Here is a 26,137-nt window from a genome sequence, read left to right as displayed (position 1 = left end):
AAAAAGTCATTTTGAAAGGGAAATAGGAGTAATGCGTCCTAAAACAGGATTGAGGACGTTATAACAAGTAGATAACTGAAGCCAATGCCTGCCAAAACTCCTCTGGTATGGATTCTTCGTACCAAGCGATATTTTGCTCAACACGCTCTTCACTGGTCATGCCAATTAACACCGATTTAACGCAATCGTATCGCAATGCGTATTGAATCGCAGCCGCCTGTAACGAGACATTATACTGCTCGCAGATAGCCTCTATGGCGATGACTTTGTCGACAATATCTTTAGGTGCATCGCCATAAAAGTAATGGCCTAAGTCTTTAGAGCCTTTGGCTAAAACACCTGAATTAAAAGGCGCTGCAGCAATTAGAGAAACATTATTTGAGATACATTTGTCGGTAAAGTTTTGCGTAATATCGTTGTTTAATAAGGTAAAACAATTAGCCACCATAAAACAATCAAACTGGGCGTAGTTCATCGCTTGATCACATATTTGCCATTCATTCACACCCAGACCAATATTGCGGACTACACCTTGATCACGCAATTCCATCATGGCTTTAAAACCACCATCAATGGCTTGTTGAAAATACATGGCATGCTGTTCTTTATGAGTTAGTTCGCCAATATCATGCATCAACAACATGTCGATATGACTTACGCCAAGGCGCTGAAGAGAGTCTTCAAAAGACCGCATAACGCCATCATAGGTATAATTGTATTCACGATCAAAAGGGCTTGCGCCAACAAAGCCATCTGCTTCTTTTTGATCTACTTTGCAATCTGGATACAGCAATCTTCCTACTTTGGTGGATAGGAAAATATCTTGGTGTGGCGTTTCGCCAAGAGCTAAGCCTAAACGACGCTCTGAGAGACCAGCACCATAATGAGGAGCTGTGTCAAAGTACTGAATACCTAACTCACTCGCTTTACGAACGGCACCACAGATATTCTCGTAAGACACTTGGCGGAATAAATTACCCGCGCCGGCACAACCAAACCCTATTTCTGTAATAGACGAACCACTGCTGTTTATTATTCTTGTTTTCATTGCTGACTCACTTAATCACAATCCCTTGCACCCTCAGGTTTAACAAGGAGCATGAATATTGGCGTTTTTTTACTTACGCTTTAACCACTCGTTGACATTGCACACCGAGCTTATCGATACCCAGTTTCATTTCTTCACCGCCTTTTAAGTAAATTGGCGGATTGAAACCCAGCCCTACACCTGGCGGAGTGCCAGTTGAGATAATATCGCCCGGTTGCAAGCTCATATAGCGACTACAATAGGCAATAAGATGAGGAACTTTAAATACCATGGTAGAAGTCGAACCATTTTGATAACGTTTACCGTCAACTTCTAACCAAATACCAAGGTCATTAAAATCGCCGACTTCATCAGGGGTAACCAACCAAGGCCCTGTTGGTCCAAAGGTATCGCAGCCCTTTCCCTTATCCCAAGTGCCTGTTCCCTCAAGCTGGAAAGCACGCTCTGAAACATCATTGATTACACAGAATCCCGCTACGTGCTTCATAGCGTCAGCTTCAGAAATGTCGCTGCCACCTTCGCCAATAACAATACCTAGCTCGACCTCCCAATCTGTTTTCTCAGAACCTTTTGGTATTTTCACATCCTCATTTGGTCCAACAATTGCCGACGTCCATTTATTGAAAATAACAGGCTCAGCAGGGACTGGCATGCCAGACTCGGCAGCATGATCGGCGTAGTTCAAACCGATACAAATAAATTTACCCACATTGGCCACACAAGCCCCAAGACGCAGATCTTCTTGAGGTACGCCATCGATCAAAGGCAAGCTATTAATATCTAAGGCGTTTAACTTTTTCATGCTTGCTAAGCTTAGATGTTCATCAGATAGATCTGGGATGACTGACGATAAATCACGAACTCGACCATTATCATCAAGTAAACCTGGCTTTTCTTTCCCTAGTGGCCCAAAGCGAACTAATTTCATTATTTTCTCCTATCTGTAAAAAATGCTGTAATAAATAAAAGATTCACCACAGCATAGAGTTGTTATTTATATAGAACAGCAGCGATTTTTGGATCATCGATATTTTTAGCAGTGTAATAGTAGAAACCAGTGTCGATAACTTTAGGCACAGTTTCACCCTTGATGGTTTGAACAGCCGCTTTCACTGTTTCATAACCAATACCGATTGGATTCTGAGTAATCGCACCCGCCATCAAACCACTACGAATCGCATTCATCTGAGCTGTACCTGAATCAAAGCCGATAATGACAAGATCTTTTGCTTTAGACTCACGAGCCGCATTTACCACACCTACGGCAGAACCTTCATTGGTACCAAACATACCGGCTAGCTTTGGATAAGAGGTCAGAATTGCACGAGCAACTTCCGTTGATTTCAGTTGATCGCCATCACCGTATTGAACGGTAACCACTTCAATATTTGGATGAGCTTCTTTCATGCGTTTTAAAAAACCATCACGACGATCAATGCCTGTTGTTCCTGTTTGACTATGCGCTACGACTGCGACTTGTCCTTTATTGCCAATCAACTCAGCCATTTTGTCTGCCGCTAATGCAGAAGCTGCCAAGTTATCCGTCGTTGCTGTTGTCACTGGAATATCACTTTCCACTCCACTATCGAACGCAACAATTGGAATACCGGCTTTTTGTGCTTTACGTAACAAAGGAATAGCCGCTTGGCTATCTAAAGCAGCAAAACCAATAGCATCGGGTTTATTGGCTAATGCTGCGGCTAACATATCTATCTGGCGATCAACTTGTGCTTCCGTATCGGGCCCTTCAAATGTAACGCGAACATTAAATTCTTTTGCAGCCTGATCAGCTCCTTGTTTCACCGCTTGCCAAAACTGGTGCTGAAACCCTTTTGAAACCAGTGGAATATATGGCTGGTCATCCGCTTGCACAAAAGATGACGCTGTCATAATAGTAACAGCACTGATAAGACCTACTAATTTGCGACGTGACAACATGTCCGTTCCTCCGTTATGTTGTTATTTTCGAGGTTTACTTTTTGTGAGGTGGCGGTATGCCACCGGTTATTTCTAACGATTATTACTTTGCATTGCTTTATTTAGATTTTTGACGGCGCACCATATCGGCATAAACTGCCAAGATAATGATGATGCCAGTCACCACGGTCTGCCATTCTTGTGCCACAGACAGTACTCGTAAGCCGTTCGTTAATACCGCCATAATCAATGCTCCAATTAACGTACCGATAATTGTTCCACGACCACCCGACAAAGAAGTACCGCCAATGACGACAGCGGCAATCGCTTCCAATTCATAACCAAGACCAAGCGCTGGCTGAGCCGAATTCAAACGTGACGAAATCAAAATCCCAGCAATACCACAAATCCCACCAGCTACCGAGTAAATCGCAATTTTCCAAACATCCGTATTCACACCAGATAAACGTACAGCCTCTTCATTAGAACCAATACCGAAGCAATAACGACCTAGAATGGTTTTACTCAATACATAACTTGCCACACCAGCAACAATGAAGAGAATCAACACACCATTTGGAATAGGCAGAAAAGGTAAGACTTCACCAATTAGCGAACCACGCGAAATCTCGTCAAAACCGGGTGTGTTATTAAAGTAAATAGGACGTGCACCACTTACGACCAAAGACAAACCTTTTAAAATCAGCATCATGCCCAATGTAGCAATAAAAGGTGGTATCTTCATTTTGGCAACAAAAGAGCCAGAGCAAAAACCACAAAATGCACCTGCTAGAATGGCACCAAGCACACCAATCGGCAGTGGCAAATTCATATTGGTTAACAGTACACCAGCAACTACAGCGGTGAATGTCATCAAGGTTCCGACAGACAAATCAATACCCCCGGAGATAATTACTAACGTGGCTGCCACTGCTAGAACGCCATTAACAGACGTCGCTTGCAGAATCGCCAGCATATTCGACGTCTGCATAAAATTCGGGGATGCGATAGAAAACACGATCAATAATACGATCAAACTCGCAAAGGCGAGCACTCGCTGATGTGCTGATATTTTTATCAACTTACTGATAAGACTTGGTGATGCCTTTTGGCTTTCGGTTATCATTATTTTTCTCTCCTATTAGCCTTTACTGAGTGGCTAATGCCATAATTTGTTCTTGATTTGTTGCTTTCCCACCGGGCAATATTCCAGTAAGTTTCCCTTGGCACATAACGGCAATTCGATGGCTTAGGCGCATGACTTCAGGTAACTCCGAAGAAATAACAATAATTGCTTTGCCTTGCTTGGCGAGAGATTCTAATAGTTTATAAATCTCCGACTTGGCACCTACATCAATTCCTCGCGTTGGTTCATCAAAAATCAAAATGTCACAGTCTCTTAATAGCCATTTAGCAATGACTACTTTTTGCTGATTACCACCTGACAAAAAGCCCACCTCCTGTGTATCAGAAGGAGTTCTGATGCCCAGCTGCTTAATATAATCATTGGCTACGCTGCTCATCTTAGATTCATTCAATGCTCCGAACGAGCTGGTAAAACGATTTAACGTCGCCATGGCAATATTGGCGCGAACGTCCATCCCCAAGGCCAAACCAAAGTGCTTACGGTCTTCAGACAAATAACCAATACCAGCAGCAACAGCATCACTTGGAGACTGAATTTGGCACTGCTTGCCATTTACCCAAACTTCTCCTGAGTCAATTGGATCTGCACCGAAAATGGCACGGGCCACTTCGGTTCGTCCTGCCCCCATTAAGCCAGCAAAACCTAAAATTTCGCCTTTTTTAAGCGAGAAACAGACATCTTTGATTTCTTTTCCGCGATTCAGACCTTTCACAGCAAGTAGCTCAGGCTGATCCGACAAATCGGGAATATCGACCGTTTCATCTTTCACTTCACGACCAACCATCATTGAGATAATTTCAGATAATGGCGTCTCTTTTGACTCAACTGTGCCGATGTATTCACCATCGCGTAGCACAGTAACGCGATCTGCGATTTGCTTGATTTCATCCATCTTGTGACTGATATAGATGATGCCAACGCCTTCCGCTTTCAGGCGACGAATAATGACAAACAGCTCTGCAATCTCTGCATCATTCAAAGCCGCTGTTGGCTCATCCATAATGAGAACGCGTGATTTAAAAGATAAAGCCTTGGCTATTTCAACCATCTGTTGCTTAGCGACCGTCAAACTGCCAATTTCAGTCATCGGATCAATATCGAAATTCATCTTCTCAAAGATGTCTCTTGCCTGAGTATTTAAACGTTTTTCGTCAATTACCCCCCAAGCAGAACGAGGTTCTCGACCAATAAACACATTTTGAGCAACGGTCAGATCATTCATCAAACTCAGTTCCTGATGAATGATGCCAATACCCGCATTTTGCGCAGCTTTTGGGCCATCAAAGACAGCAAGTTGGTCATCGACTTTTACTGTGCCGCCGTCTTTTTGATAAACACCAGACAGTATTTTCATCAACGTCGACTTGCCAGCACCGTTCTCGCCCATCAAAGCATGCACCTCACCTTTTTCAAGGTCGAAATTAACACCTCTAAGGGAATACACTCCGGGGAAGCGTTTCTCGATTCCACTCATTTCAACCAATAACGGCATAACTCTTACTCCGTAGAAAATAGTAGGTTGATTCAATATCCTCTTAATGAACTAATTAAATAGTCACACCACCATCTACGAGCAAAGATTGTCCCGTCATAAATGCACTCTCATCAGACAACAAGTACACAATGATAGGCGTAATATCACTTACCTCAGCAAGACGCCCCATTGGCTGGCGAGCGATAAAATCTTTTTGAGCTTGAACTGGATCAGCGGCTGAAACGATACGGCCTTGTAGGGAAGGCGTATTCACCGTTCCAGGGCAAACCGCGTTACAGCGAATACCTTGTTTGACAAAATCTGCTGCAATGCCTTTGGATAAACCAATGACTCCAGCTTTCGTTGCACCATAAGCCGTTCTCACTGGGAAGCCTTTGATTGAAGAAGCCATAGAAGCCATATTGACGACAGAAGAAGACCCCGTGATCTCGGCTTGCTTCAACATGCCGGGTAGAAAAGCTCGACACATTCGCATCATAGAGGTGACATTCAAGTTCACACTGAACTCCCAATCTTCATCACTAATATCTAAAACAGTGCCGTTATGAACAAAGCCTGCACAGTTAAACAAACCGTCTAGATTGGGCATCTGCTCAGCGAATGATTTAATAGAATTGGCGTCCATAACATCGAGTATATGTGTTTGTATAGTTGGGCAATCTTGCTGTAAAGATTTAAGCGCCTCAGCATTAATATCTGTCGCAATGACATTCGCCCCTTCTTTTAAACAAGCTTCGGCACTTGCTCTACCAATTCCTTGACCAGCAGCTGTTATTAATATTGTTTTTCCCTTGAGTCTCATAAGTTTTTCCCCGTTTAAGTAGCTGTCACCACCACTGCCAACAGCTACCTTCTATTTGTTTTTATTAAATTGAAAAAAGACCTACATCACTGCGCCAATTTGCCAAGGCACAAATTCTGCCCCACCAAAACCTAACGCTTCACTTTTTGTTTCTTCACCTGACGCAATTCGAATAATTAGCTCGAATAGCTCTGTGCCTTTTTCTTCAATTGACACACCACTAGTGACGATATCACCACAGTTCAAATCCATATCCTCTTCAAGCCGACGATACATTTCTGTATTAGTTGCCAACTTAATGCATGGCGTAGGCTTATAACCTGAAACTGAACCACGTCCTGTGGTAAAAATAATCATATTGGCGCCCGACGCGACTTGCCCGGTTACTGAGCATGGGTCAAAGCCTGGGCTATCCATAAACACAAAGCCTTTTTTATCAATCGCTTCGCCAAACAGGTAAACATCGGTTAATGGCGCGCTGCCGCTTTTGGCAACAGCTCCCAAAGACTTTTCAAGAATGGTAGTTAAACCACCATTTTTATTACCCGGACTTGGATTGTTGTCCATTTCGCCGCCATTACGAGCACAGTAGTCTTCCCACCAATAAATCCGATCAATCAGTTTTTTTCCGACCTCCGTAGACACAGCACGTCGCGTCAATAAATGTTCCGCTCCATACACTTCAGATGTTTCTGAGAGGATAGTAGTGCCACCGTGACGAACTAATAAATCAGAGGCATAACCTAAAGCTGGATTAGCTGTAATACCGGAATAGCCATCGGAACCACCACATTGCATACCGACCATAATTTCGGAGACAGGAGCAGGTTCTCGTGTTGCTTTATTTGCCTCTTGAGCTAATAAATGCAGTTCCTGTAAGCCTTTTTCGATTGTTTTTCGCGTACCGCCTTCAGACTGAATCGTCATATAACGAAAGGTAGCGCTCGGTTCTCGGCTGTCCACAAGGCTAGATACTTGCAGTACTTCACAACCAAGACCCACTAGCAATATGCCACCAAAGTTGGGATTGTTTGCATAACCCGTCAACGTACGATGGAGCGTTTGATAGCCTTCGCCTTGACCAGACATACCACAGCCGGTGCTATGAACAATTGGCACAATGCCATCAATATTTGGATAATTTTTCAGAAAATCGGTTTTATTCGCTGCTTCTTCAATAAAACGTGCGACAGAGCCTGCGCAATTTACCGACGTCAAAATGCCTAAATAATTACGAGTCCCTACTTTGCCATTCTGACGATGGTAACCGTTAAAAGTACGAGCTGGTGATATGGAAGGCAGCGAGTTGCTGTTGCGAGAAAACGCATAGTCTTGCAGGTGCTCGCCCATACCCATATTTTGAACATGAACATGTTCGCCGACTGCAATGGCTTGCGTAGCTTGACCAATGATTTGGCCATAGCGAATAACATTATCGCCTTTCGCTATTTCTTTAAGCGCGACTTTATGACCTCTTGGTACATAGCTCAGTAGCGTGATATCAAATTCGTTTAATTTACTGCCTTCAGCAAGGTCACTTAAGGCGATAACGACGTTATCATTAGCATGTAAACGAATGGTTTGTTTGGACCCAACGATCATGGGAATCCCCTGTTCTAAATTCACATTTAATTATTGTTGTTGTATATTCAAACTAGCACCAACAATTACAATCGTCAACTAACATGTTAGTATTAAGGAAATAAATCTATGACAGAGTCATCGCTTAATAAAATTCAGAACTTGAGCGGTTCACTGTCTCAACGGGTATACCAATCACTGCGAGAAGCCATTCTTTCTATGCAGTACCCTCCCGGAACAGTGATTCGAAAAGGCGCAATATGCGAGCAATTAGGCGTTTCTCGCTCTCCGGTTGCTGAAGCATTAGCAAAACTTTCTGCAGAAGGTTTGGTGGATGTTATTCCGCAATCTGCGACAAAAGTATCGTGCTTTTCAATGGATGAAATACGTGAAGCAAGCTTTTTGAGGCAAGCTTTAGAAGTCGCTGCCGTCGAAAAAGTAACGCTAGAACGCAGCGATGAACAATTAGCCGCCTTGACTCGCAACGTGCGAATGCAAGCGTTATTGGTGGAAGACAAAGACTTCGTGGGTTTTTACCAAGCAGATGAAGAATTTCACACTCTGCTGATGAATTTCACTGGCTTCAACGGTGTTTCACAAGTGTTAGACAGCGTCTCTCTACACTTAGTGAGAGCGCGTATGCTGATTTTGCCGGAAGAAGGCAGACCTGCGGAAGCCGTAAAAGAACATCAGGCGATTCTTGCTGCGATCAAAGAACAAGATGTGGATGCCGCTCGGGAAGCAATGAAATATCACATTGGCCAACTGATCCCTAGAATTTTGCCATTGGAAGAGTCTCACGCTGAGTATTTTAAAATGTAATTCGCAAAATAACGAGAAGTTCTGCCTTCTCAAAAACTCTTTCCATAATAAAAACAAGAGGAACATCATGCTTTACCACATACCAAGCATCATTACGCCCGAACTGCTTTATGCAATGAGAGCAATGGGGCACGGTGATGAATTACTCATCACCGATGCCAATTTTCCAGCCACCAGCCATGGTCGAGAGTGCATTAGGCTAAGCGGTGTAAACAGCTCTGAAGCCTTATCCGCTATCCTCACGCTTCTCCCTATCGATACCTTTGTTGAAAACCCTTTTATTACCATGGAAACAGTCGATCACCCTGAGATCGTTCCTCCAACGGTGGAAGATTTCACACAAATCATTCTAAAAAAACCAACATCACCACCCGTCCAATTGGGCTTGAGCGATTCGAGTTTTACGAAAGAGCCAAAAAAGCCTTCGTTATTATTCAAACCTCAGACATTCGTCCCTACGCGAATATCTTCGTAAAAAAAGGAGTCATAAATCATGCGGATTGACGCTCATCAGCACTTCTGGCGACTAGAACGCAATGATTACGGCTGGTTAACACCTGAGTTAACCACGCTTTATCAAGACTTCGAACCGGATGATTTAACACCCTTGTTAAGCCAACATAATATCGATGGCACCGTATTGGTTCAGGCCGCCCCAACCATAGAAGAAACTCTTTTTTTATTGCAGCTGAGTGACCAATATGAATGCATTAAGGGTGTCGTTGGCTGGGTCAACTTTGACGATGAAGACGCTCCACAGCACATCGCCGAATTAGCAAAGCACCCTAAATTAGTTGGTATCCGCCCAATGATTCAGGACATTGAAGAAATTGACTGGATGCTCAGCCCAGCCTTTTTCAAAACACTACAAAGCTTAAGTCAGCATCAGCTTGTATTCGACGCTCTTGTTAAACCCAAACACCTCCAAAACTTAAAGCACCTAATAGACCAACACCCAAACCTAAACGTGGTTATTAATCATGGTGCAAAGCCCAACATTAAAGACGATGAATTAGATACTTGGCGCAACGACCTCAGCGTATTTCGTGACTATTCACAAGTCAGCTGTAAACTTTCTGGTCTCGTTACAGAAGCCGATAGTGATTGGAAAATAGAGGATTTATCTCCTTATATCGATACTCTGTTTGACGTCTTTGGAGAAAAAGAATTCTCTGGGGCAGCGACTGGCCAGTCAGTCTTTTAGCATCGTCTTACACTAAATGGTTCGATACCGTGAATCTATATTTGACACAAAATAGCTTATCTAAGACCAAAGTGTTCGGTGGCAATGCAGTGCTCGTTTATAACCTACAGAAATAAATGAGATTACTTTTACCTCCATTAATTATTGTTACTTATCTGTCATATTAATTTCGTACCCTAGCAATAGATAAACCGCTAACACCGCTTATGGAGACGACATAATGAAAATGAAGGACCAACTAGAGAGCGCTCAGCCGATGAAAAAGCACAAGGCGAAGTCCAAAAAGAATGAGCTAAAAAAGAAGAAGCAAGAGAAGCTGGAAGCAAAGAAACACAGCAAAGAAAAAAAGCCGACAAGCCGAAAGCAGCAGAAACCAACACGCGCGTTACTCCGTCGATTGTCGACCAAAAAAGTCGTCTCAAGCAAGCTGAGAGTCTTGATGAGGAAACAAGCAACACTAACCGTCAACGTGCTTCCAAAAGCCTCACGCCAATGACAAAAGAAGAGCAGTTGATCGCGATTAACCTGATCATCAAACGCTTGCTGATGGATGAGATTACCCAAGGCGCGGCATTACGAGAATTACGCGTCGGGGTGTTGGGGCTAAGACAGGATGCGTACACTGAGTTAACAGGAGTGTCTCGCAAGACGTTATCTGAAATTGAAAATGACAAAGGCAATTACACGGCCGAAATCATTAACAAAGTATTTAAGCCCTTCGATCTTAAAGTCGGCTTGGTGCCTACTTCTAGCCAATTACTGTCGGCTATTTTGATCCACTAAGCGTCTTTTTATCTAAGACAAAAAAGTGACGTTAGCCACGCGATGCCGTGGCTTCCATTTTTTTGGCGAGGTCGATGTCTTTCAGCGATATTCCAGACACATCGTGAGTGGTCAATTGCACTTTCACCGTACTGTAAACGTTGAACCATTCTGGATGATGGTCTTTTTTTTCTGCGTACATCGCGCACACAGTCATAAACCCAAACGCTTGCTGAAAGTCTTTAAATTTAAAGGTTTTAGTGAGTTTGCCATTGTCTAAAGTCCAATCTGGTGACCCTGCTGAATTGAGCTGTTGGAGTGCTTGCTCTATCTCGTGCGGTTCAAGTTTTCGATGCGTCATTCTTATTTCCTCTGTATCAATGCAAAAAATCCCTTTTACACTGTAGTGCAAAAGGGATTCGTAGAACCAAGCATTTTATGAAAAAACCTTATTTGATGGTGAAGTTCACATCAATGTTGCCACGCGTTGCATTTGAATATGGGCAAACCTTGTGAGCGGCTTCAACCAATTGCTCAACAACGTCTTTTTCAACACCAGGCACATTCACTTCCAAATCGGCGCAGACAGTGAAACCTTCGCCTTTGGTGTTCGCGCCAATACCAATAGTCGCCGTAACGTTAACATCATTAGGGATTTTAACTTTCTGTTGTGACGCCACCAACTTCAGTGCGCCAATGAAACACGCAGAATAACCCGCTGCAAAAAGTTGCTCTGGGTTAGTGCCTTCGCCACCCGCGCCGCCTAACTCTTTTGGCGTGCTTAGGGCAAGATCCAATTTGTTGTCAGATGACACTGAACGACCATCGCGGCCACCGGTAGAGGTTGCTGTTGCGCTATAAATTGCTTGCATAATATTGCTCCTAACATAACAAGATTAAGTTATCCGAATAATTATTATCGCGATAACTATAAAATTAAATAAAAGCTCAGTTACCTGAGCTGTTGGTAATTATGTTATTGCAATAACTATTATTGCGCAACCATTATTTTACAAGCTGATCTCTGAGAGCCACCAACTGTTCACGCAACGCCACCACAGACGCCATGTCTAAATCACACGCTTCTGCCACACAACGGTTTACTTCCAAGCCTTTTTCACGAAGCTGTCGCCCCTTTTCCGTCAGCGCGATGCTCAAACTGCGATCGTCTTCCACGCCGCGTAAGCGCTGCACTAAACCATCGCTTTCCATGCGCTTTATGACTGGTGTTAGCGCACCCGATTTTTGTCCAAGTGCATCCCCAATATGCTTCAAACTCACACCGTCTTGTTCCCATAGAATGAGCATGATGGTGTATTGCGGGTAGGTCAGACCGATGGCTGAAAGTGGCTCTTTATAGAACTGCGTCATCGCCAAAGACGTGGAATACAAGGCAAAGCACAATTGATTGTCGAGCAGCAAAGGGTTACCGGAAAATTTAGAATGGTCAGAAGTCATAAGCTCTCATTGATAGTGGCGCACATTGTTATAGCGATAATGATTAAATATTTTACACTTTTAGCGGCAACCACACACGGCTAAATTTTTCTTCATTTGCGGTTAAATGAACAAAGTTTAATGTTACGGCCATCTTGCCGTTAATTACCCTGCGCTATAGTGACGTCATGCTCATTCAAGCCACCACATTAAAACGAGGCATTACCATGACACTTAAAGCGAAGCTCAAAATCATTCTCACAACCTTTTTTTCCATCAGCGTCTTAGTCGCCGCGTGTTCCACTGCGCTGCTGATGAGCAGCACAGCGCAAGCAAAAAACCACGACGACTACCGCGAAAACCAACTCATGCTGCTGGCGTTGAAATCAAGTCAGGTTTCGATCACCAAGATTCTGGAAAAATTCAAAGCCGACTACCCTTCCATCGTAACGGAAATTGAACTGGACGATGAAGACCATATATTGGTGTACGAGGTCAAAGGCATCAACCTTGAAGATGGGGTCAAATACAAGGTGCAATACGCGCTACACAATGGCGAAGAAATCGATAATTATTCCAAATCGTTGAGCTTCTTGGGGTTCAATAAATTGGATGATCATGACGTAGAAGCGCTAGAAACCATACAAGACCAAGGTTTATCGGCTCTCGATGTTATTGCAAAAACAACGCTTTCAGAAGGCGCCTACATTGAATCCATCGAGCTGGAGAACAAACGCGGGCTTACCTTTTATGAAATAAAAATTCTCGGTCCAATGGGCTGGACCAAGCAACTGATGGACGCAAAATCCGGTGACGTCATTCCGTCTTTGCGACGCTAACGATTTCAGCAACCGAAAAACTTGCTAACATATGAGACGTTCTCAGACTGAACAACGACAATAGGAACCTACTTTGCGCATTTTGGTGGTGGAAGACGATCTCGTCACACAAGGCTTTATTAAAAAAGGACTGACGGAACAAGGCTATCAGGTTGACGTTGCCAGTGACGGTCAGGACGCTTTGTTTCAGGCGTTAGAAGCGGATTATCAGCTGATCATTCTCGACCGTATGTTGCCAAAGTTAGACGGACTGACGGTTCTCAATACATTGCGCAATGCCCAAAAAACCTTGCCTGTTTTGATTCTGAGTGCGTTGGATTCCGTTGATGAGCGAGTAAAAGGGCTGCGTGAAGGTGGGGATGACTATCTGGTCAAACCCTTTGCCTTTGCCGAACTGCTCGCACGCGTTGAAATATTACTCAGAAGACAACCCACCAGCACAGCACAACAAAACACATTGTTGCGCGTCGCGGACCTAAAAATGGATTTGCTCAGCCGACAAGTGTGGCGTGCTGGAAGAGAAATAAGTCTGCAGCCGAAAGAGTTTCGAGATCCTACGCTATCTAATGGAACACCCAAAACAAGTCATCACCCGCACCTTATTATTTGAGGCGGTGTGGGATTATGATTTTGACCCTCAAACCAATGTCATTGATGTTCATGTGGCACGCTTACGCAAAAAGGTAGAAAACGATGACCTTCCCCCGATTCTTGAAACAATACGCGGCGTTGGTTATCGATTGGTTGAAAACACGACGGGCTAGCTTTGTCTGGCGTTTTACACTGCTCTACACGGCGTTGCTCATCACCTTAATCGCCGTGGTGTTTTTTGTGCTTTATCAGCTTAGCATTGGTGAGATCAGCCGAAGTTACCAACAGCAAATTCAGCTCATTACCCAGCAACAACGCCTGTTCAATGAGCAAATGAGCGAAGAAGAATACTTGGCTCAATTTAGCGACCAAACTCAGCAAATCAATAACATTATCCTCGCCTACCAAAATGCAGAGACGACTTACGGACATTTAACGAGCATACCCAACAATCTCTTAGCTTGCCCTGCGCAGACCGCCTTTCTGGTCGACAGCATTAGCGAGCTGCGCTTCTACATAGGGTGCATCGAACCGCTCGCCAACGGGCGTCTGTTAATCGCATTCGATGACGAAAACCTGTATTTTTTGCGGGTGCAATTTCTTCGTGCGGGCGTACTGGCCTTGCTGCTAACACTCGCACTGGGCATTTTGTCGGGGCGATATTTGTCTACGCAATTGTTGGGGCGCATAAAAGGCATCAATGACACAGCCAAAGTCATCCAATCTGGCGATCTGGCCGCGCGCATCCATATTAGTCATCGCAACGACGAATTTGACCTGCTTGCCAGCTACATCAACAGAATGCTCAATCAGCTTGAAGATTCTTTTCATGCCGTGTCGGGTGTCACCGATTCCATTGCCCACGATCTTCGAACGCCTCTTGGCAGGCTGCGTCTACGACTCGAAAGCCACCTTCACTCCATCAACGACACCCCCATTAACGAAGAACAGTTGCAAGAAATGCTGGAAGACTTGGATCACATCCTAACCACGTTTAGCGCCATGTTAGAGCTAAGTCGACTGGAAGATAAACAAGCTCGCTCCCAGTTTCGCCATGTCGATTTGAATCAGGTTGCAGAAGACGTGATCGATTTAATACAACCCTTAGCGCAGGAAAAACAGCAAACGCTATCGCTGATCATCACCCCCCAATCGTTTATACAGGGCGATAAAACGCTGATCTTCCGCGCTATGTTTAACACCCTAGAAAATGCCTGCAAATACACAGACATTGGCGGCACGATTGAATTCATCACCACTCCCACAGGTTTTATTGTCAAAGACAACGGCCCAGGCATAGCGGATGAATTTAAAGACAAAGTGCTGCAACGCTTATTTCGCCTAGAATCAAGCCGTACCAGTCCCGGCTATGGATTGGGTTTTCCATTGATCAAAGCCATCGCCCAATTTCACAAAGGCAAACTCGAACTCCAAGACAACCAACCCGGTTTGCAAGTGCACGTTACCTTGTGCGCGCACCGCCCGTGAGAAAAGCGCCTTTCCACGCCGTGCTATGTAGTATAAATTCAGTCTTCTTCGCTCAGTAAGCGCACGAGATAGCTCAATAAGCGCAACAAAATAGCTCAACCTCATTCATTGGGAAACAACATGAATCGTTCCAGCAACACATTCGGCAGCATCGAGCTTATTTTAGCCATGATGCTGTCTGGCACCATCGGCTATTTTGTGATCAGTTCAGGGCAAGCGTTTTGGAATGTGGTGTTTTTCCGCTGTGTCATTGGTGCCGTCGTTCTAGGGGGCTATGCTTATTATGCGGGTCTTATTCGTCGTGAGTATTTCCGCCGCAACGTGTTGCTGATGATTATCTTAGGTGGCATCACCTTAGTGGCAAACTGGGTATTCTTGTTCGCCTCGTTCAATTACATTCCGTTTTCTATCGCCACCGTCGCCTATCACATGCAACCGTTATTTTTAGTCATAACAGGTGCGTTAATTACCAAAGAAAAGTTATCGGGCCACTTATTGTGCTGGCTCGCATTGGCGTTTGTTGGTTTGTTTTTGATCGTTGAATTGGATCTAAACGAGATCAGCGCGCTATTTTCAGACGAACAAAGCCATGACGGTTCTTCGGCATTGTTTGGGTTGTTGCTCGCCTTGGGTGCGGCCTTACTGTATACGGCAACCACCTTGGTCACGAAAAAAGTCAGCCAAGTACCTTCGACATTTGTGGCTCTGGTACAAGTGATCGTTGGCGTCTTTATGCTCTTACCCTTCGCAGATTTCGACAATGTGCCAACACAAACCAGCCAATGGATGGATCTATTGATACTCGGTGCCGTGCTAACCGGATTTATGTACATCATCATGTACGACAGCTTTCAAAAGTTACCCACCAGCTTGATTGCTTTGCTGTCTTTTATTTATCCGATTACCGCGTTATTTGTCGACCACTTTGCCTTTTCGACTCACATCAGCCTCATGCAAATCCTTGGCGTGATACTGATATTATTGGCCGTCAGTGCCGTGAAATTTAATTGGACGCTTTCTCTCACAAAGAAACGATAGGACGAACGACCATGTCAAAAATCACCCTAAGCGGCCACATTGAAGTGCCATCAGAAGATCTCAATGAGGTATTGGCAGAACTACCCAACCACATCGCGCTGACTCATCAAGAAGCGGGCTGCATCACCTTCTCTGTCACCAGAGACTCAAGCAACCTGCAACGCTTTGATGTCTATGAAGAATTCACCGACAAGGTCGCATTTGAGAAACATCAAACCAGAGTGAAAGCGTCCCATTGGGGTGAAGTGACGAAAAATGTTGAGCGGTTTTATACGATTTCAGAAGCTTAAAACTGCCACAGAATTTACTTCGTCACCCGCTCAATCACGTCTTCTATCCACGCAACCGTTAACCAATCTGGCGCAGAAGCAGAACGGGAAAAGGCAATTTGTACCGCTGGCAAGGCAGGCAGTAGTTCGCTTTCGATGATTTCCAGTGAATCATTCACGCTGATGCTAGCAATGGCGGAGATGGCTTTTTCGGCCATTAGCAGGCTTTCAATAAGAGTGAGATTGGCGGTGACGCAATACAATCGATAATCCGTGCCTTTCTTTTGCAAACCATCGACCGCACTGGAGTGGAATTTACAGCTCGATTCGTACAGCGCGAGCGAAAGCGGTTTAAGTGAAGTCCAATCAAAGCCTTTTTAGCGACCCAAACGCCTTTGTCTTGGAACAAGGTTAAGCCTTCGTCGCTATCAGGCGTTCGCGTGACCAATGCCAGATCCACTTCGCCTTTGTCCATCAACTCTCTTAGTTCAGCAGATGTGCCTGTGCGAATCCGAAAGCGAATGTTCGGCAACATGGTTTCCATGACGGACATCACGACGATAAGCAAATTCGCCACATAATCATTTGGGCAACCAAGATTCAGCAAAACACCCTGCTGTGGGCCTTTGATGGATTGCAAGGCGCTTTCTTGTAGCTGTAATATGCGCCGCGCGTAATGCACCAGTTGCTGCCCTTCTTCGGTCAACACTTGGTCGCGTCCTTGTTTATGAAACAACGCCGCACCAACGTGCTCTTCCAATCGCTTCATCTGCATACTGATGGCCGATGGCGTACGAAACGTCTGCAAAGCGGCACGCTGAAAGCTGCCGTGATCGACAATCGCCACGAGGGTTTTTAATAATTCCGTATCCAATGCCATCCTCTCTTGTCTATTCATCGGCCTGACGTTCGCACATTCATCAATATGCGTGATGCCAGCCTTCAATTTAATTGGCTTTTTTCCGTGTCCTACTTGGCGCAATATTCGACCATCAACCAAAAAGGAAACCACTATGATTCTGCACGATTTTTTGCCTTCGGGAAATGGTTACAAAATTCGTTTGATGTGTGCGTGTTTGGGACTAAAAATCACCCTAAAAGAATACGACATTACCCAAGGAGAAACACACACACCGTCCTTTTTAGCGATGAACCCAAACGGTAAAATCCCGGTGTTGGAATTGGATGACGGACAATGCTTGAGCGAAAGCAACGCGGTTCTGCTTTACCTTGCTGAGCAGTATAAGTCGGCGTTATTACCCACTGACCCCATTCTTCGAGCCAAGGTCTATAAATGGTTATTTTGGGAACAATACAGCCACGAGCCAAACATTGCCTCGCCGCGCTTTTGGCTGACTCATAACGCCATGACTGAGTTAAAAGAACGCATGCTGCCAGACCGCATTCAACAGGGTCACGCTGCGTTGAAGCAAATGGACACAACGTTAGCAACACACGCGTTTCTGGTGGGAGATTCCATCACTCTGGCGGATATTTGCCTTTTCCCTTACACCCACGTGGCGGAGGAAGGCGGCGCTTATCAATTGTCTGAATATCCGAATATTCTCCGTTGGATTCGTGACATTGAAGCCTTGGATTGGTTTATTCCCATTACTCAAGCGTAGTCAGCCCATACAGCCCCTCGCTACTTCTTTATTGAAGTAGCGCATGTGAAGATGAAAATTCACCAGCCAACAGGCCTTGTTGAGCTAATCGTCCTTCCGTATAGTCAGCTTTTTCCAAGGGCAGATTGTGTCCATGCCTCATTTTGTTATATTATAACAATTAAATACTATGGAATTCTACTCGCCTTGACCAGCCAAACCAGCAATACTCCGATCAACAACCGCCAACAAGACGATGCTCCCTACGCGTTTTTTTCTGCTTGCAAGCCCGCTGGAGTGCAGTTGAATGACGTTGCTTGGTCGCCTTATCGGGGCAAAACCTTGCTCAAGCCAATAACCGTTTCTATTCATCCAGGCGAGTTTCTGGCCATTGTTGGGCCGAACGGTTCCGGAAAAACCAGCTTATTGCGCTGCCTTTATCGAACGAACAAACCAACCAAGGGTTCCGTCTTACTCGATGGCATTGATGTTTGGTCGCTGTCGCCACGCCAATGTGCCCAACGCATCGCCACCGTGTTACAAGACACTGGCGGTGAATTTGGTCTAAGCGTGTTTGAAATGGTAGAAATCGGCCTGACTCCTAAGTCTCTTGTTTGGGGACGCTCCGATGAAGATTATCAGATCGTCGACAGCGCACTCGCCTTGCTTGATGTGGCGCATTTAGCCGAACGCTCTTTTGATTCCTTGTCTGGCGGCGAACGCCAACGAGTGATGATCGCCAGAGCATTGGCGCAGCGCCCTGATGTACTTATTCTCGATGAGCCAACCAATCATCTCGACATTCGTCACCAGCTTGATGTGTTGGCCTTATTAGCAAAACTGCCCTGCACGCTGATTGTATCATTGCACGATCTAGCCCTCGCCTCCGCTTACGCTGACCGAGTACTGGTGATGCAAAACGGTGAAATGCAGGACTGCGCACCACCCAATGATGTCTTTACCAAACAACGCATCAAACAAGTATTTGATGTGGACACCATTATTGATGAACACCCCATCACTCAACGACCTAGATTTTCCTTTTACATCAATGATTAACATATTTCATAGGCTTTCTATCATGGCAGCGAATTCCACGACACACATCGAACACACGTCATTACTCATTGGCGGCGCATTACTTGGGCTTTTACACACAGGTTTGGCCAATGCTTCTGGCTATCCTGTTACGGTACAAAGCTGCGACCGTGAGGTCACTTTTGAGCAAGCGCCCAAAGCCGCGGTATCAAACGATGTGAATCTAACCGAGATGATGTTGGCCCTTGGTCTACAAGATCACATGGTCGGCTTTACCGGTGTTTCTGGCTGGAAAACCCTAGACCCTGTGCTACGCGATGGCATTGGTGAATTACCTGAACTTTCTGCTAAATACCCAAGCAAAGAAGTCCTATTAGGTGCCGATGCCGACTTTTATTTTGCTGGCTGGAACTACGGTATGCGTGTTGGAGGTGGGGTTACGCCGGACATCTTGGCACCGCTTGGCATCAAGGTTTACGAGCTAACCGAAAGCTGCATTCACATCATGGATAAACCAAAAGTTTCCATGGATGACCTGTATGTGGATTTACTCAACCTAGGTCGTATTTTTGACAAAGAAGAAAAGGCCAAAGCCTTAGTAAAAGGTTATCAACAAGACCTTGCGAATTTCCAAGCTAATCTCAAACCTTTAAAAACAGCACCGAAAGTCTTTGTATACGATTCCGGTGAGGAACAACCCTTTACCTCTGGTCGCTTCGGTATGCCAACGGCATTGATCGAAGCGGCAGGCGGTAAAAACATCGTCGATGATGTACAAAAAAGCTGGACACAAATTGGTTGGGAAGCCGTTATTGACCGATCTCCAGAGGTGATTGTCATCGTTAACTATGGCGATGTGACCGCAGAACAAAAAATCAATTTCTTGCGCAGCAATCCTGCCTTCGAAAATATCCCAGCGGTGAAAAACAACCATTTTGTTGTTTTAGAATACGTGGAAGCCACACCAGGCCCGCGTAATATTAATGCGATCAAACGCTTAGCTGAGGCGTTTAGAACCGCGTCATGAAAGCAGGCCAGAAAAAGCTCACCATCATGGGACGCGTTCCCTTGCCCGCTTTGTTAATCATGCTGAGCATCTTACTGCTGCTATTAATGGGTGTGGCGATTGGCGTGGGTTCCGTGTCCATTAGCCAGTCCACTGTGTGGAGCGTGATCGGCCATAAACTGTCGATCACCAACACGCTCCCTAACTGGTCGATGGGGCGTGAAAACATCATCTGGGCTGTTCGCTTGCCGCGCACACTGCTTGCCGCCATGGTCGGCGCGGCTTTGGCGATTGTGGGTGCGGCGCTGCAATCCGTTACCCGCAACCCATTAGCAGATCCACATTTATTGGGTGTGTCTTCTGGCGCTGCACTAGGGGCGATTATCGCCTTACTTCATACTGGCATGGTATTGGGTGTGGTTACCGTGCCCGTGTTCGCCTTCCTTGGCGCCTTATTGGCCATGTTTCTAGTCTTGGCTGTAGCGAATTTTTCCTCAGCACACAGTGCAGGACGCTTGATTCTCGCGGGCGTTGCTGTAGCGTTTGTACTAACAGCATTGGGAAATCTGTTTATTTTTATGGGAGATCACCGCTCGTCTCATACCGTGATTTTCTGGATGCTCGGCGGCTTGGGACTTGCTCAATGGGGACAGCTTTGGTTTCCACTGGTCACGCTTTTATTAGGTTCCGGCTATCTGATTTACAACGCCCGTTATCTAAATGCCATGACCCTTGGCGATGAAAGCGCCAGCACCTTGGGCGTTCCGGTTGAGCGATTCCGCCTGATTGTGATTGTTGTCTGCGCGCTGCTGACTGGCGCGGCGGTGGCTTTTTCTGGTGTCATCGGCTTTGTCGGCTTGATGGTACCGCATATCGTGCGCTTGTTGGTTGGTGGTGATTACCGCAAAGTCTTACCTTTATCGGCGTTATTCGGCGCTCTGTTCCTCGTCGCGGCTGACATTGCTTCCAGAGTCATCATGCCACCCGAAGACATGCCAATCGGCATTCTCACCGGCCTTGTCGGCGGCATTGCCTTCGTCTTTTTGATGCGGCAAAAACGTAACGTCTCGTTGTAAGTTGCGAACAAAAGAACACTTGCGTTATTGAAGCCTAACACCCAAAATACTGTTTATATATACAGTATTTTGGGTGATGTTATGTCTACTTCCTTTACCAACAACAGCAATCAAAAAGGTGAGAAATCCCTTTTAATAATCCGATCAAAGGGCGCGGAACAGCCAATAATATGGCGGGACGCTTTGCTATTACATTGGTTGAAGTAGATGAAAATGACGAAGCGATTGCTTTGCTGGAAACGTCATCGCCCAAAACAGAAGTTCATCATGAACGCGCCAAAAGCATTATTAGTCGCAATTCGTCTCCTGATATTCCTTTTCGTATGTCAGTGAACCCTTATAAAGGCTGCGAGCATGGTTGCGTGTATTGCTTTGCTCGCCCAACTCATGCCTATTTGGATTTGTCGCCAGGGTTGGATTTTGAAACCAAACTGGTTGCCAAAACCAATGCGGCGTTTTTGTTTGAAGAAGAATTGGCGCATTCTAAATACCGCTGCGAACCCATTGCATTAGGGATCAATACCGATGCGTATCAGCCAATTGAGAAACAGCTCAAAATCACTAGGCAATTATTGGAAATCGCCTTGGCCCATCACCAGCCAATCTCGCTGATCACCAAGAGCACACTGATACTCAGAGACATAGATTTGCTCGCGCAAATGGCAGAGAAAAAGCTTATCCACGTGGCAATCAGTGTGACAACACTGAATAACGATTTAAAGCGTATTTTGGAGCCCAGAACAGCGTCTGGGAAGACGCGTTTACAAGTGATTAAAACCTTACGGGAAGCTGGGATTCCGGTGTCGGTTCTAGTCGCGCCAGTGATTCCTTTTATCAACGATAATGAACTAGAAGAAATCATCGCTGCTTGCGCGGAGGTTGGCGCGCAATCGGTCAACTACATTATGTTGCGTTTACCTCACGAGGTTGCGCCTTTGTTTTCGGATTGGCTCCACCAGCATTACCCAGACAGAGCAGAACACGTTTTGCAGCGTATTATGGACATGCGCGGCGGCAAGCTCTACAACAGCCAATTTGGCAAGCGCATGACAGGTGAAGGTATTTTTGCAGATTTAATTAACCAACGTTTTCACGTAGCACGACGCAAGTATGGATTGGATGACAACCGCCTAAGCTATCTCGATTGCCGTCATTTTGCGGTTCCGCCAAAAGAAGGCGACCAAATGGCGCTGTTCTAGCCCTTTTCAACACGGATCCCCCTTTCCTGCCCTCGTGGTAATTTGACTGATATAACCGCGGTTATTGCGATAAATAGAGTGGATATTCCAAGGCACATCCCCAGTCCGTATTCTTGATATATCCAGCCAGATAAAACAGTACCGATCAGCCGCCCCATTGCATTGGCCATATAATAGAAGCCGACGTCCAGAGAAACACCGTCTTTTCCCGCATAGCTGACAATAAGGTAGCTATGTAATGAGGAATTCACAGCAAATAAAGCACCGAATAGTAGTAAACCAGCAATTAAAATAAATGGGACATTCCACTGATAATAAAGTGACAGTGCAATAGTCGCAGGAGTTATAGCGAGCGCGAGGGCCCACAGCATGGCATGACGACCATCTGGGGGAGTATCTTTGCGATTACCGGTTAGTTTTGGGGCAAAGCCTTGCACTATGCCATAACCAATGACCCAAGTAGCCATAAAGCCACCAACATACCAGTGGTCCCAATTAAAGACGGTGGCAAGATAGACGGGTAAGGCCACAACAAACCATACATCTCTTGCGCCAAATAAAAACATTCTTGCCGCAGATAAGGTATTTACTGCTTGGCTTTTCGAGAAAATATCGGTGAACTTGGGTTTGTTTTTGGCCTTGCCAAGGTCTTTTTTAAGGCTGATTAAGCTGGCGATCCACACAACTGTTAACATTGCCGCCATGAGCAAAATAGCACCTTGGAACCCTAATAGACTGAGCAGTGCACCTCCCAAAAAGAAGCCAACGCCTTTTAAGGCATTTTTAGATCCAGTTAGAATGGCGATCCACTTGTACAGTTGCCCTTGGGCATCGTTTGGCACGAGTAGTTTAATCGAACTTTTCGCGCTCATCTTGTTAAGGTCTTTGGCGATACCGGATAAGGCTTGCGCGCCCATTACCCAAGGCACAGTGAGCAAACTGGCAGGAGCCAGCAGCATGGCAAGGGCAAGGATTTGCATAAACAGTCCCATGTTCATGGTGCGGTTCAAGCCGAGACGAGCACCGAGCCAGCCGCCCACCAAATTGGTGATCACGCCAAACACTTCGTAAAAAATAAACAACATGGCGATTTCAAAAGGGCTATAACCTAGCCCGTAGAAATACAGCACCACCAACATTCTTAATGCACCATCGGTTAAGGTGAATGCCCAATAATTCCCCGTCACTATCATGTATTGACGAATTTGCGGGGAAAGCTGTGTTAGCCATGTCATAGTCGATTATTCCTTATCTGCAAGACCTACCATGCGCACCAATTCGGCGGTGCGATTGGCGTAGCCCCATTCATTGTCGTACCAAGCATAGAGTTTTACCTGCGTACCATTGATGACCATAGTGGACAAGGCGTCGATAATGCTAGAGCGTGGATCGGTTTTATAATCCACAGACACCAATGGACGTTCTTCGTATCCCAAAATGTCTTTTAACTCGCTCTCAGATGCGGTTTTCAACAGCTGGTTAACTTCTTCCACCGTGGTTTCACGTTCCACTTCAAACACACAATCGGTTAACGAGGCATTGGCTAAAGGAATACGCACCGCATGACCATTTAATTTGCCTTTTAGCTCAGGAAAAATATGCGTAATGGCCGTTGCTGATCCCGTCGTGGTTGGAATTAAGCTCGAGCCACAGGCTCGGGCACGACGTAAGTCCTTGTGGGGCGCATCAAGAATGGTTTGCGTGTTGGTAATATCATGAATCGTGGTCATTGAACCATGCTTGATGCCCAGTTTTTCATGAATCACTTTCACAACAGGCGCTAAGCAATTCGTGGTGCAAGAGGCGGCCGTCACAATAGTATGTTGGGCTTTATCGTACAAATGCTGGTTAACCCCCATGACCACGTTCAGTACACCCTCTTCTTTTACTGGTGCGGTAACCACGACACGTTTTACGCCTTGATCAAGGTAAGCTTGCAGTAGAGCTTTGCTTTTCATTTTGCCACTGGCTTCGATAACCACATCACAGCCAGACCAATCGGTTTCTGCGATGGTTTTGTTTTGTGTGCAGACGATGCGTTGTCCACTCACTATCATGACATTATCTTCCGATTGGGCTTGATGATTCCAACGCCCATGAACAGAGTCGAAGGTGATTAAATGTGCCAGTGTAGCTGCATCGCCAGCGGGATCATTGATTTTTACAAACTCCACTTCATCCCAATCGAATGCTGCTCGAAAAGACAAACGTCCCATGCGGCCAAAGCCATTAATACCGACTTTAATAGTCATAACAATCTCCTATTTATTCAAAGTAACTAAGAAAACCAATGGCGAGTGCGGTTGGCAAACCACACTAAGCTCAACATAACAGGCACCTCAACCAAAACACCAACAACCGTCGCTAGTGCCGCACCTGAATGTAGTCCGAATAATGAAATAGCAACAGCAACAGCGAGTTCAAAAAAATTGGAAGTACTAATCATGCAAGCAGGGGCTGCTACATTGTGTGGGAGTCTCATTCGATAAGCGATAAAATAGGTTACTGCAAAAATTCCGTAAGTTTGAATTAGCAACGGAATGGCAATGAGCACAATGGCTTGTGGGTTGGTTATAATTGTCTGCGCTTGAAAACCAAACAACAGTATTACAGTGGTCAGTAAGCCAATAATCGACCAGGGCTTCAATGTCGAAAGCAAACGTGCGAGTGCCTGATGATCTTCTTTTTTATCCACAATCTTCCGAGTAATTATGCCTGCTACAAGAGGAAGCACGACATATAACAAGACAGATAAAAGCAGAGTATTCCAAGGAACCGTTATATCAGTAATGCCGAGCAAGAAACCCGCAATCGGAGCAAATGCGAATATCATAATGATGTCGTTTACTGATACCTGAACCAACGTGTAATTGGGATCACCTTTTGTTAATTGACTCCACACAAATACCATTGCCGTGCACGGGGCAACCCCAAGTAATATCATGCCTGCAATGTATTCAGTCGCTGTTTGCGGATCTACCCAATCTGCAAAGATCCCTTTAAAAAACAACCAGCCTAAAAATGCCATGGTAAAAGGTTTTATTAACCAATTAACGACCAATGTAAGGATGAGTCCCTTTGGCTTAGTGCCTACATTTTTCAATGATAAAAAATCTATTTGTATCATCATTGGGTAAATCATTAACCAAATTAATACGGCAATAATTAAGTTGACGTGAGCAAATTCGAAGTCTGCAATAGCGGAAAAAAGCTTGGGATAATGTTGCCAAAAAAACGCCAAGCATAATCGCCAAACCGACCCAAATACTAAGATAACGTTCGAATACTCCCATTTTATTCAGCCTTTCCTAACTGCTCGACGAGTTCGGACAATTCCTGATGTGAACTATGATCAATGGCATTTACTAGCATTCGAATACGTGTTTCTAAGATTAAAAATACTTTGTCAAAAATAACGTCTTTTTCTTCCGCGGGGAATTTGGTCGGATCGGGTAATCCCCAGTGCCCTTTAATAGCTTTGCCAAACCAAATAGGGCAAGTTTCGCCAGCGGCTTGATCACACACTGTAATAACGATGTCTGGATTTAAGTCATACAGTTCATCCCAGCTTTTACTATTTAGGCCATTAATGGAATAACCACGGTTTGTTAATTGTTTAAGTGTATCAGGATGAACCTGTCCGCTCGGATGACTGCCTGCACTAAATGCTTCCAAACCGTCATTGCCGATAGAAGCTGTGATGCTTTGGGCTAGAATGCTGCGACAGGCATTATGCGTACAAAGAAAGAGTACTTTCATAATGTATTTCCCATG

General features: G+C 45.1%; 30 protein-coding genes and 3 pseudogenes. 17 read left to right on the top strand and 16 right to left on the bottom strand.

Annotated elements, in window-relative coordinates; all coding sequences use genetic code 11:
- Positions 1 to 58 precede the first annotated feature (58 nt).
- From N5P32_RS06785 to N5P32_RS06755, 7 genes are all read right to left on the bottom strand, one after another.
- On the bottom strand, positions 59 to 1,048 hold the full coding sequence (locus N5P32_RS06785) for an aldo/keto reductase (RefSeq protein WP_265728356.1): 990 nt from the start codon (positions 1,046 to 1,048) through the stop codon (positions 59 to 61).
- 73 nt (positions 1,049 to 1,121) lie between these two features.
- Positions 1,122 to 1,976: a fumarylacetoacetate hydrolase family protein gene (locus N5P32_RS06780; RefSeq protein WP_265728355.1), complete on the bottom strand. Its 855-nt coding sequence runs from the start codon at positions 1,974 to 1,976 to the stop codon at positions 1,122 to 1,124.
- A gap of 62 nt (positions 1,977 to 2,038) precedes the next feature.
- Entirely contained in the window at positions 2,039 to 2,986 is a 948-nt protein-coding gene (locus N5P32_RS06775; RefSeq protein ID WP_265728354.1) for an ABC transporter substrate-binding protein, read from the bottom strand.
- 97 nt (positions 2,987 to 3,083) lie between these two features.
- On the bottom strand, positions 3,084 to 4,091 hold the full coding sequence (locus tag N5P32_RS06770) for an ABC transporter permease (protein ID WP_265728353.1): 1,008 nt from the start codon (positions 4,089 to 4,091) through the stop codon (positions 3,084 to 3,086).
- 22 nt (positions 4,092 to 4,113) lie between these two features.
- Positions 4,114 to 5,604 carry a sugar ABC transporter ATP-binding protein gene (locus tag N5P32_RS06765; protein ID WP_265728352.1) on the bottom strand — a complete coding sequence of 497 codons (1,491 nt, stop codon included), beginning with the start codon at positions 5,602 to 5,604 and terminating at the stop codon, positions 4,114 to 4,116.
- Between the two features lie 55 nt (positions 5,605 to 5,659).
- Positions 5,660 to 6,409, bottom strand: coding sequence for an SDR family oxidoreductase (locus N5P32_RS06760; RefSeq protein ID WP_265728351.1), 750 nt, complete (start codon positions 6,407 to 6,409; stop codon positions 5,660 to 5,662).
- An 81-nt stretch (positions 6,410 to 6,490) separates the two neighbouring features.
- Positions 6,491 to 8,011 carry a UxaA family hydrolase gene (locus tag N5P32_RS06755; RefSeq protein ID WP_265728350.1) on the bottom strand — a complete coding sequence of 507 codons (1,521 nt, stop codon included), beginning with the start codon at positions 8,009 to 8,011 and terminating at the stop codon, positions 6,491 to 6,493.
- A gap of 108 nt (positions 8,012 to 8,119) precedes the next feature.
- On the opposite strand from N5P32_RS06755, the gene N5P32_RS06750 reads away from it, so the two are divergent.
- The 6 genes and pseudogenes from N5P32_RS06750 (at position 8,120) to N5P32_RS06730 (ending at position 10,799) form a co-directional block, all read left to right on the top strand.
- Positions 8,120 to 8,812 carry a GntR family transcriptional regulator gene (locus N5P32_RS06750; RefSeq protein ID WP_265728349.1) on the top strand — a complete coding sequence of 231 codons (693 nt, stop codon included), beginning with the start codon at positions 8,120 to 8,122 and terminating at the stop codon, positions 8,810 to 8,812.
- 67 nt (positions 8,813 to 8,879) lie between these two features.
- Positions 8,880 to 9,116, top strand: a pseudogene (locus N5P32_RS18185) (RbsD/FucU family protein); the annotation flags it as partial.
- Between the two features lie 59 nt (positions 9,117 to 9,175).
- Positions 9,176 to 9,316, top strand: a complete 141-nt coding sequence (locus tag N5P32_RS18180) for an RbsD/FucU domain-containing protein (RefSeq protein ID WP_409371086.1) — start codon at positions 9,176 to 9,178, stop codon at positions 9,314 to 9,316.
- A pseudogene (locus N5P32_RS06740) lies at positions 9,306 to 10,132 on the top strand (amidohydrolase family protein). Before N5P32_RS18180 ends, N5P32_RS06740 begins: the two are co-directional and overlap by 11 nt.
- 104 nt (positions 10,133 to 10,236) lie before the next feature.
- Entirely contained in the window at positions 10,237 to 10,512 is a 276-nt protein-coding gene (locus tag N5P32_RS06735) for a hypothetical protein (protein WP_265728346.1), read from the top strand.
- Positions 10,509 to 10,799 (top strand): helix-turn-helix domain-containing protein, encoded by a 291-nt coding sequence (locus N5P32_RS06730; RefSeq protein WP_265728345.1) that lies wholly within the window; start codon positions 10,509 to 10,511, stop codon positions 10,797 to 10,799. The genes N5P32_RS06735 and N5P32_RS06730 overlap by 4 nt, the downstream gene beginning before the upstream one ends.
- Positions 10,800 to 10,830: 31 nt before the next feature.
- Here N5P32_RS06730 and N5P32_RS06725 read toward each other — a convergent pair whose 3' ends face one another.
- The 3 genes from N5P32_RS06725 to N5P32_RS06715 all read right to left on the bottom strand — a co-directional run bounded on the left by N5P32_RS06725 (position 10,831) and on the right by N5P32_RS06715 (position 12,236).
- Positions 10,831 to 11,139, bottom strand: coding sequence for a 4a-hydroxytetrahydrobiopterin dehydratase (locus N5P32_RS06725; protein ID WP_265728344.1), 309 nt, complete (start codon positions 11,137 to 11,139; stop codon positions 10,831 to 10,833).
- 88 nt (positions 11,140 to 11,227) lie between these two features.
- Positions 11,228 to 11,650: an organic hydroperoxide resistance protein gene (locus tag N5P32_RS06720; protein ID WP_265728343.1), complete on the bottom strand. Its 423-nt coding sequence runs from the start codon at positions 11,648 to 11,650 to the stop codon at positions 11,228 to 11,230.
- Positions 11,651 to 11,783: 133 nt separating this feature from the next.
- On the bottom strand, positions 11,784 to 12,236 hold the full coding sequence (locus N5P32_RS06715) for a MarR family winged helix-turn-helix transcriptional regulator (protein WP_265728342.1): 453 nt from the start codon (positions 12,234 to 12,236) through the stop codon (positions 11,784 to 11,786).
- A 167-nt stretch (positions 12,237 to 12,403) separates the two neighbouring features.
- Here N5P32_RS06715 and N5P32_RS06710 point away from each other — a divergent pair, with 167 nt between their 5' ends.
- From N5P32_RS06710 to N5P32_RS06690, 6 genes are all read left to right on the top strand, one after another.
- On the top strand, positions 12,404 to 13,054 hold the full coding sequence (locus N5P32_RS06710; RefSeq protein WP_265728341.1) for a PepSY domain-containing protein: 651 nt from the start codon (positions 12,404 to 12,406) through the stop codon (positions 13,052 to 13,054).
- A 73-nt stretch (positions 13,055 to 13,127) separates the two neighbouring features.
- The gene (locus tag N5P32_RS06705) at positions 13,128 to 13,664 is read left to right on the top strand and encodes a response regulator (protein ID WP_409371084.1); all 537 of its coding nucleotides are present in this window, start codon (positions 13,128 to 13,130) and stop codon (positions 13,662 to 13,664) included.
- Positions 13,621 to 13,818 (top strand): winged helix-turn-helix domain-containing protein, encoded by a 198-nt coding sequence (locus N5P32_RS18175; protein ID WP_409371083.1) that lies wholly within the window; start codon positions 13,621 to 13,623, stop codon positions 13,816 to 13,818. The genes N5P32_RS06705 and N5P32_RS18175 overlap by 44 nt, the downstream gene beginning before the upstream one ends.
- Entirely contained in the window at positions 13,748 to 15,133 is a 1,386-nt protein-coding gene (locus N5P32_RS06700; protein ID WP_265728340.1) for a sensor histidine kinase, read from the top strand. Before N5P32_RS18175 ends, N5P32_RS06700 begins: the two co-directional genes overlap by 71 nt.
- A 120-nt stretch (positions 15,134 to 15,253) precedes the next feature.
- A complete protein-coding gene (locus N5P32_RS06695) occupies positions 15,254 to 16,171 on the top strand; it encodes a DMT family transporter (protein WP_265728339.1) in 918 nt (305 codons plus the stop codon).
- Positions 16,172 to 16,182: 11 nt separating this feature from the next.
- A complete protein-coding gene (locus N5P32_RS06690; protein ID WP_265728338.1) occupies positions 16,183 to 16,461 on the top strand; it encodes a putative quinol monooxygenase in 279 nt (92 codons plus the stop codon).
- Between the two features lie 14 nt (positions 16,462 to 16,475).
- On the opposite strand, the gene N5P32_RS06685 is transcribed toward N5P32_RS06690, so the two are convergent.
- Entirely contained in the window at positions 16,476 to 16,658 is a 183-nt protein-coding gene (locus N5P32_RS06685; protein ID WP_265728337.1) for a hypothetical protein, read from the bottom strand.
- Complete coding sequence (locus N5P32_RS06680) at positions 16,658 to 17,452, bottom strand: LysR family transcriptional regulator (protein ID WP_265728336.1); 795 nt, start codon at positions 17,450 to 17,452, stop codon at positions 16,658 to 16,660. Before N5P32_RS06680 ends, N5P32_RS06685 begins: the two co-directional genes overlap by 1 nt.
- 1 nt (position 17,453) lies before the next feature.
- Between N5P32_RS06680 and N5P32_RS06675 the strand changes: the two genes are divergently transcribed.
- From N5P32_RS06675 to N5P32_RS06655, 5 genes are all read left to right on the top strand, one after another.
- Positions 17,454 to 18,065 (top strand): glutathione S-transferase family protein, encoded by a 612-nt coding sequence (locus N5P32_RS06675; RefSeq protein ID WP_265728335.1) that lies wholly within the window; start codon positions 17,454 to 17,456, stop codon positions 18,063 to 18,065.
- Between the two features lie 186 nt (positions 18,066 to 18,251).
- Positions 18,252 to 19,103 (top strand): ABC transporter ATP-binding protein, encoded by an 852-nt coding sequence (locus N5P32_RS06670; protein ID WP_265728334.1) that lies wholly within the window; start codon positions 18,252 to 18,254, stop codon positions 19,101 to 19,103.
- Between the two features lie 22 nt (positions 19,104 to 19,125).
- Complete coding sequence (locus N5P32_RS06665) at positions 19,126 to 20,109, top strand: ABC transporter substrate-binding protein (protein ID WP_265728333.1); 984 nt, start codon at positions 19,126 to 19,128, stop codon at positions 20,107 to 20,109.
- The gene (locus N5P32_RS06660; RefSeq protein WP_265728332.1) at positions 20,106 to 21,164 is read left to right on the top strand and encodes a FecCD family ABC transporter permease; all 1,059 of its coding nucleotides are present in this window, start codon (positions 20,106 to 20,108) and stop codon (positions 21,162 to 21,164) included. Before N5P32_RS06665 ends, N5P32_RS06660 begins: the two co-directional genes overlap by 4 nt.
- Positions 21,165 to 21,334: 170 nt before the next feature.
- On the top strand, positions 21,335 to 22,363 hold the full coding sequence (locus N5P32_RS06655; RefSeq protein WP_265728331.1) for a PA0069 family radical SAM protein: 1,029 nt from the start codon (positions 21,335 to 21,337) through the stop codon (positions 22,361 to 22,363).
- On the opposite strand, the gene arsJ is transcribed toward N5P32_RS06655, so the two are convergent.
- The 4 genes and pseudogenes from arsJ to N5P32_RS06635 form a co-directional block, all read right to left on the bottom strand.
- Positions 22,360 to 23,598, bottom strand: coding sequence for an organoarsenical effux MFS transporter ArsJ (gene arsJ, locus N5P32_RS06650; RefSeq protein WP_265728330.1), 1,239 nt, complete (start codon positions 23,596 to 23,598; stop codon positions 22,360 to 22,362). The two genes, N5P32_RS06655 and arsJ, sit on opposite strands and share 4 nt — an antisense overlap.
- Positions 23,599 to 23,604: 6 nt before the next feature.
- Positions 23,605 to 24,615 carry an ArsJ-associated glyceraldehyde-3-phosphate dehydrogenase gene (locus tag N5P32_RS06645; protein ID WP_265728329.1) on the bottom strand — a complete coding sequence of 337 codons (1,011 nt, stop codon included), beginning with the start codon at positions 24,613 to 24,615 and terminating at the stop codon, positions 23,605 to 23,607.
- 26 nt (positions 24,616 to 24,641) lie between these two features.
- Positions 24,642 to 25,656 (bottom strand): annotated as a pseudogene (arsB, locus tag N5P32_RS06640) (ACR3 family arsenite efflux transporter).
- A gap of 1 nt (position 25,657) precedes the next feature.
- The coding region (locus N5P32_RS06635; RefSeq protein ID WP_265728328.1) for an arsenate reductase ArsC at positions 25,658 to 26,137 on the bottom strand (480 nt) is incomplete at its 5' end.

Source organism: Marinomonas pontica (assembly GCF_026191375.1).
Lineage (GTDB): Bacteria > Pseudomonadota > Gammaproteobacteria > Pseudomonadales > Marinomonadaceae > Marinomonas > Marinomonas pontica.
This window is presented reverse-complemented; position numbering and strand designations above follow the sequence as displayed.

Excerpts from the sequence above, each read along its gene's own strand:
- N5P32_RS06785 (WP_265728356.1), bottom strand. The coding sequence starts at position 1,048 with ATGAAAACAAGAATAATAAACAGCAGTGGTTCGTCTATTACAGAAATA.
- N5P32_RS06780 (WP_265728355.1), bottom strand. The coding sequence starts at position 1,976 with ATGAAATTAGTTCGCTTTGGGCCACTAGGGAAAGAAAAGCCAGGTTTA.
- N5P32_RS06775 (WP_265728354.1), bottom strand. The coding sequence starts at position 2,986 with ATGTTGTCACGTCGCAAATTAGTAGGTCTTATCAGTGCTGTTACTATT.
- N5P32_RS06770 (WP_265728353.1), bottom strand. The coding sequence starts at position 4,091 with ATGATAACCGAAAGCCAAAAGGCATCACCAAGTCTTATCAGTAAGTTG.
- N5P32_RS06765 (WP_265728352.1), bottom strand. The coding sequence starts at position 5,604 with ATGCCGTTATTGGTTGAAATGAGTGGAATCGAGAAACGCTTCCCCGGA.
- N5P32_RS06760 (WP_265728351.1), bottom strand. The coding sequence starts at position 6,409 with ATGAGACTCAAGGGAAAAACAATATTAATAACAGCTGCTGGTCAAGGA.
- N5P32_RS06755 (WP_265728350.1), bottom strand. The coding sequence starts at position 8,011 with ATGATCGTTGGGTCCAAACAAACCATTCGTTTACATGCTAATGATAAC.
- N5P32_RS06750 (WP_265728349.1), top strand. The coding sequence starts at position 8,120 with ATGACAGAGTCATCGCTTAATAAAATTCAGAACTTGAGCGGTTCACTG.
- N5P32_RS06735 (WP_265728346.1), top strand. The coding sequence starts at position 10,237 with ATGAAAATGAAGGACCAACTAGAGAGCGCTCAGCCGATGAAAAAGCAC.
- N5P32_RS06730 (WP_265728345.1), top strand. The coding sequence starts at position 10,509 with ATGACAAAAGAAGAGCAGTTGATCGCGATTAACCTGATCATCAAACGC.
- N5P32_RS06725 (WP_265728344.1), bottom strand. The coding sequence starts at position 11,139 with ATGACGCATCGAAAACTTGAACCGCACGAGATAGAGCAAGCACTCCAA.
- N5P32_RS06720 (WP_265728343.1), bottom strand. The coding sequence starts at position 11,650 with ATGCAAGCAATTTATAGCGCAACAGCAACCTCTACCGGTGGCCGCGAT.
- N5P32_RS06715 (WP_265728342.1), bottom strand. The coding sequence starts at position 12,236 with ATGACTTCTGACCATTCTAAATTTTCCGGTAACCCTTTGCTGCTCGAC.
- N5P32_RS06710 (WP_265728341.1), top strand. The coding sequence starts at position 12,404 with ATGCTCATTCAAGCCACCACATTAAAACGAGGCATTACCATGACACTT.
- N5P32_RS18175 (WP_409371083.1), top strand. The coding sequence starts at position 13,621 with ATGGAACACCCAAAACAAGTCATCACCCGCACCTTATTATTTGAGGCG.
- N5P32_RS06700 (WP_265728340.1), top strand. The coding sequence starts at position 13,748 with ATGACCTTCCCCCGATTCTTGAAACAATACGCGGCGTTGGTTATCGAT.
- N5P32_RS06695 (WP_265728339.1), top strand. The coding sequence starts at position 15,254 with ATGAATCGTTCCAGCAACACATTCGGCAGCATCGAGCTTATTTTAGCC.
- N5P32_RS06690 (WP_265728338.1), top strand. The coding sequence starts at position 16,183 with ATGTCAAAAATCACCCTAAGCGGCCACATTGAAGTGCCATCAGAAGAT.
- N5P32_RS06685 (WP_265728337.1), bottom strand. The coding sequence starts at position 16,658 with ATGGCCGAAAAAGCCATCTCCGCCATTGCTAGCATCAGCGTGAATGAT.
- N5P32_RS06675 (WP_265728335.1), top strand. The coding sequence starts at position 17,454 with ATGATTCTGCACGATTTTTTGCCTTCGGGAAATGGTTACAAAATTCGT.
- N5P32_RS06665 (WP_265728333.1), top strand. The coding sequence starts at position 19,126 with ATGGCAGCGAATTCCACGACACACATCGAACACACGTCATTACTCATT.
- N5P32_RS06660 (WP_265728332.1), top strand. The coding sequence starts at position 20,106 with ATGAAAGCAGGCCAGAAAAAGCTCACCATCATGGGACGCGTTCCCTTG.
- N5P32_RS06655 (WP_265728331.1), top strand. The coding sequence starts at position 21,335 with ATGGCGGGACGCTTTGCTATTACATTGGTTGAAGTAGATGAAAATGAC.
- arsJ (WP_265728330.1), bottom strand. The coding sequence starts at position 23,598 with ATGACATGGCTAACACAGCTTTCCCCGCAAATTCGTCAATACATGATA.
- N5P32_RS06645 (WP_265728329.1), bottom strand. The coding sequence starts at position 24,615 with ATGACTATTAAAGTCGGTATTAATGGCTTTGGCCGCATGGGACGTTTG.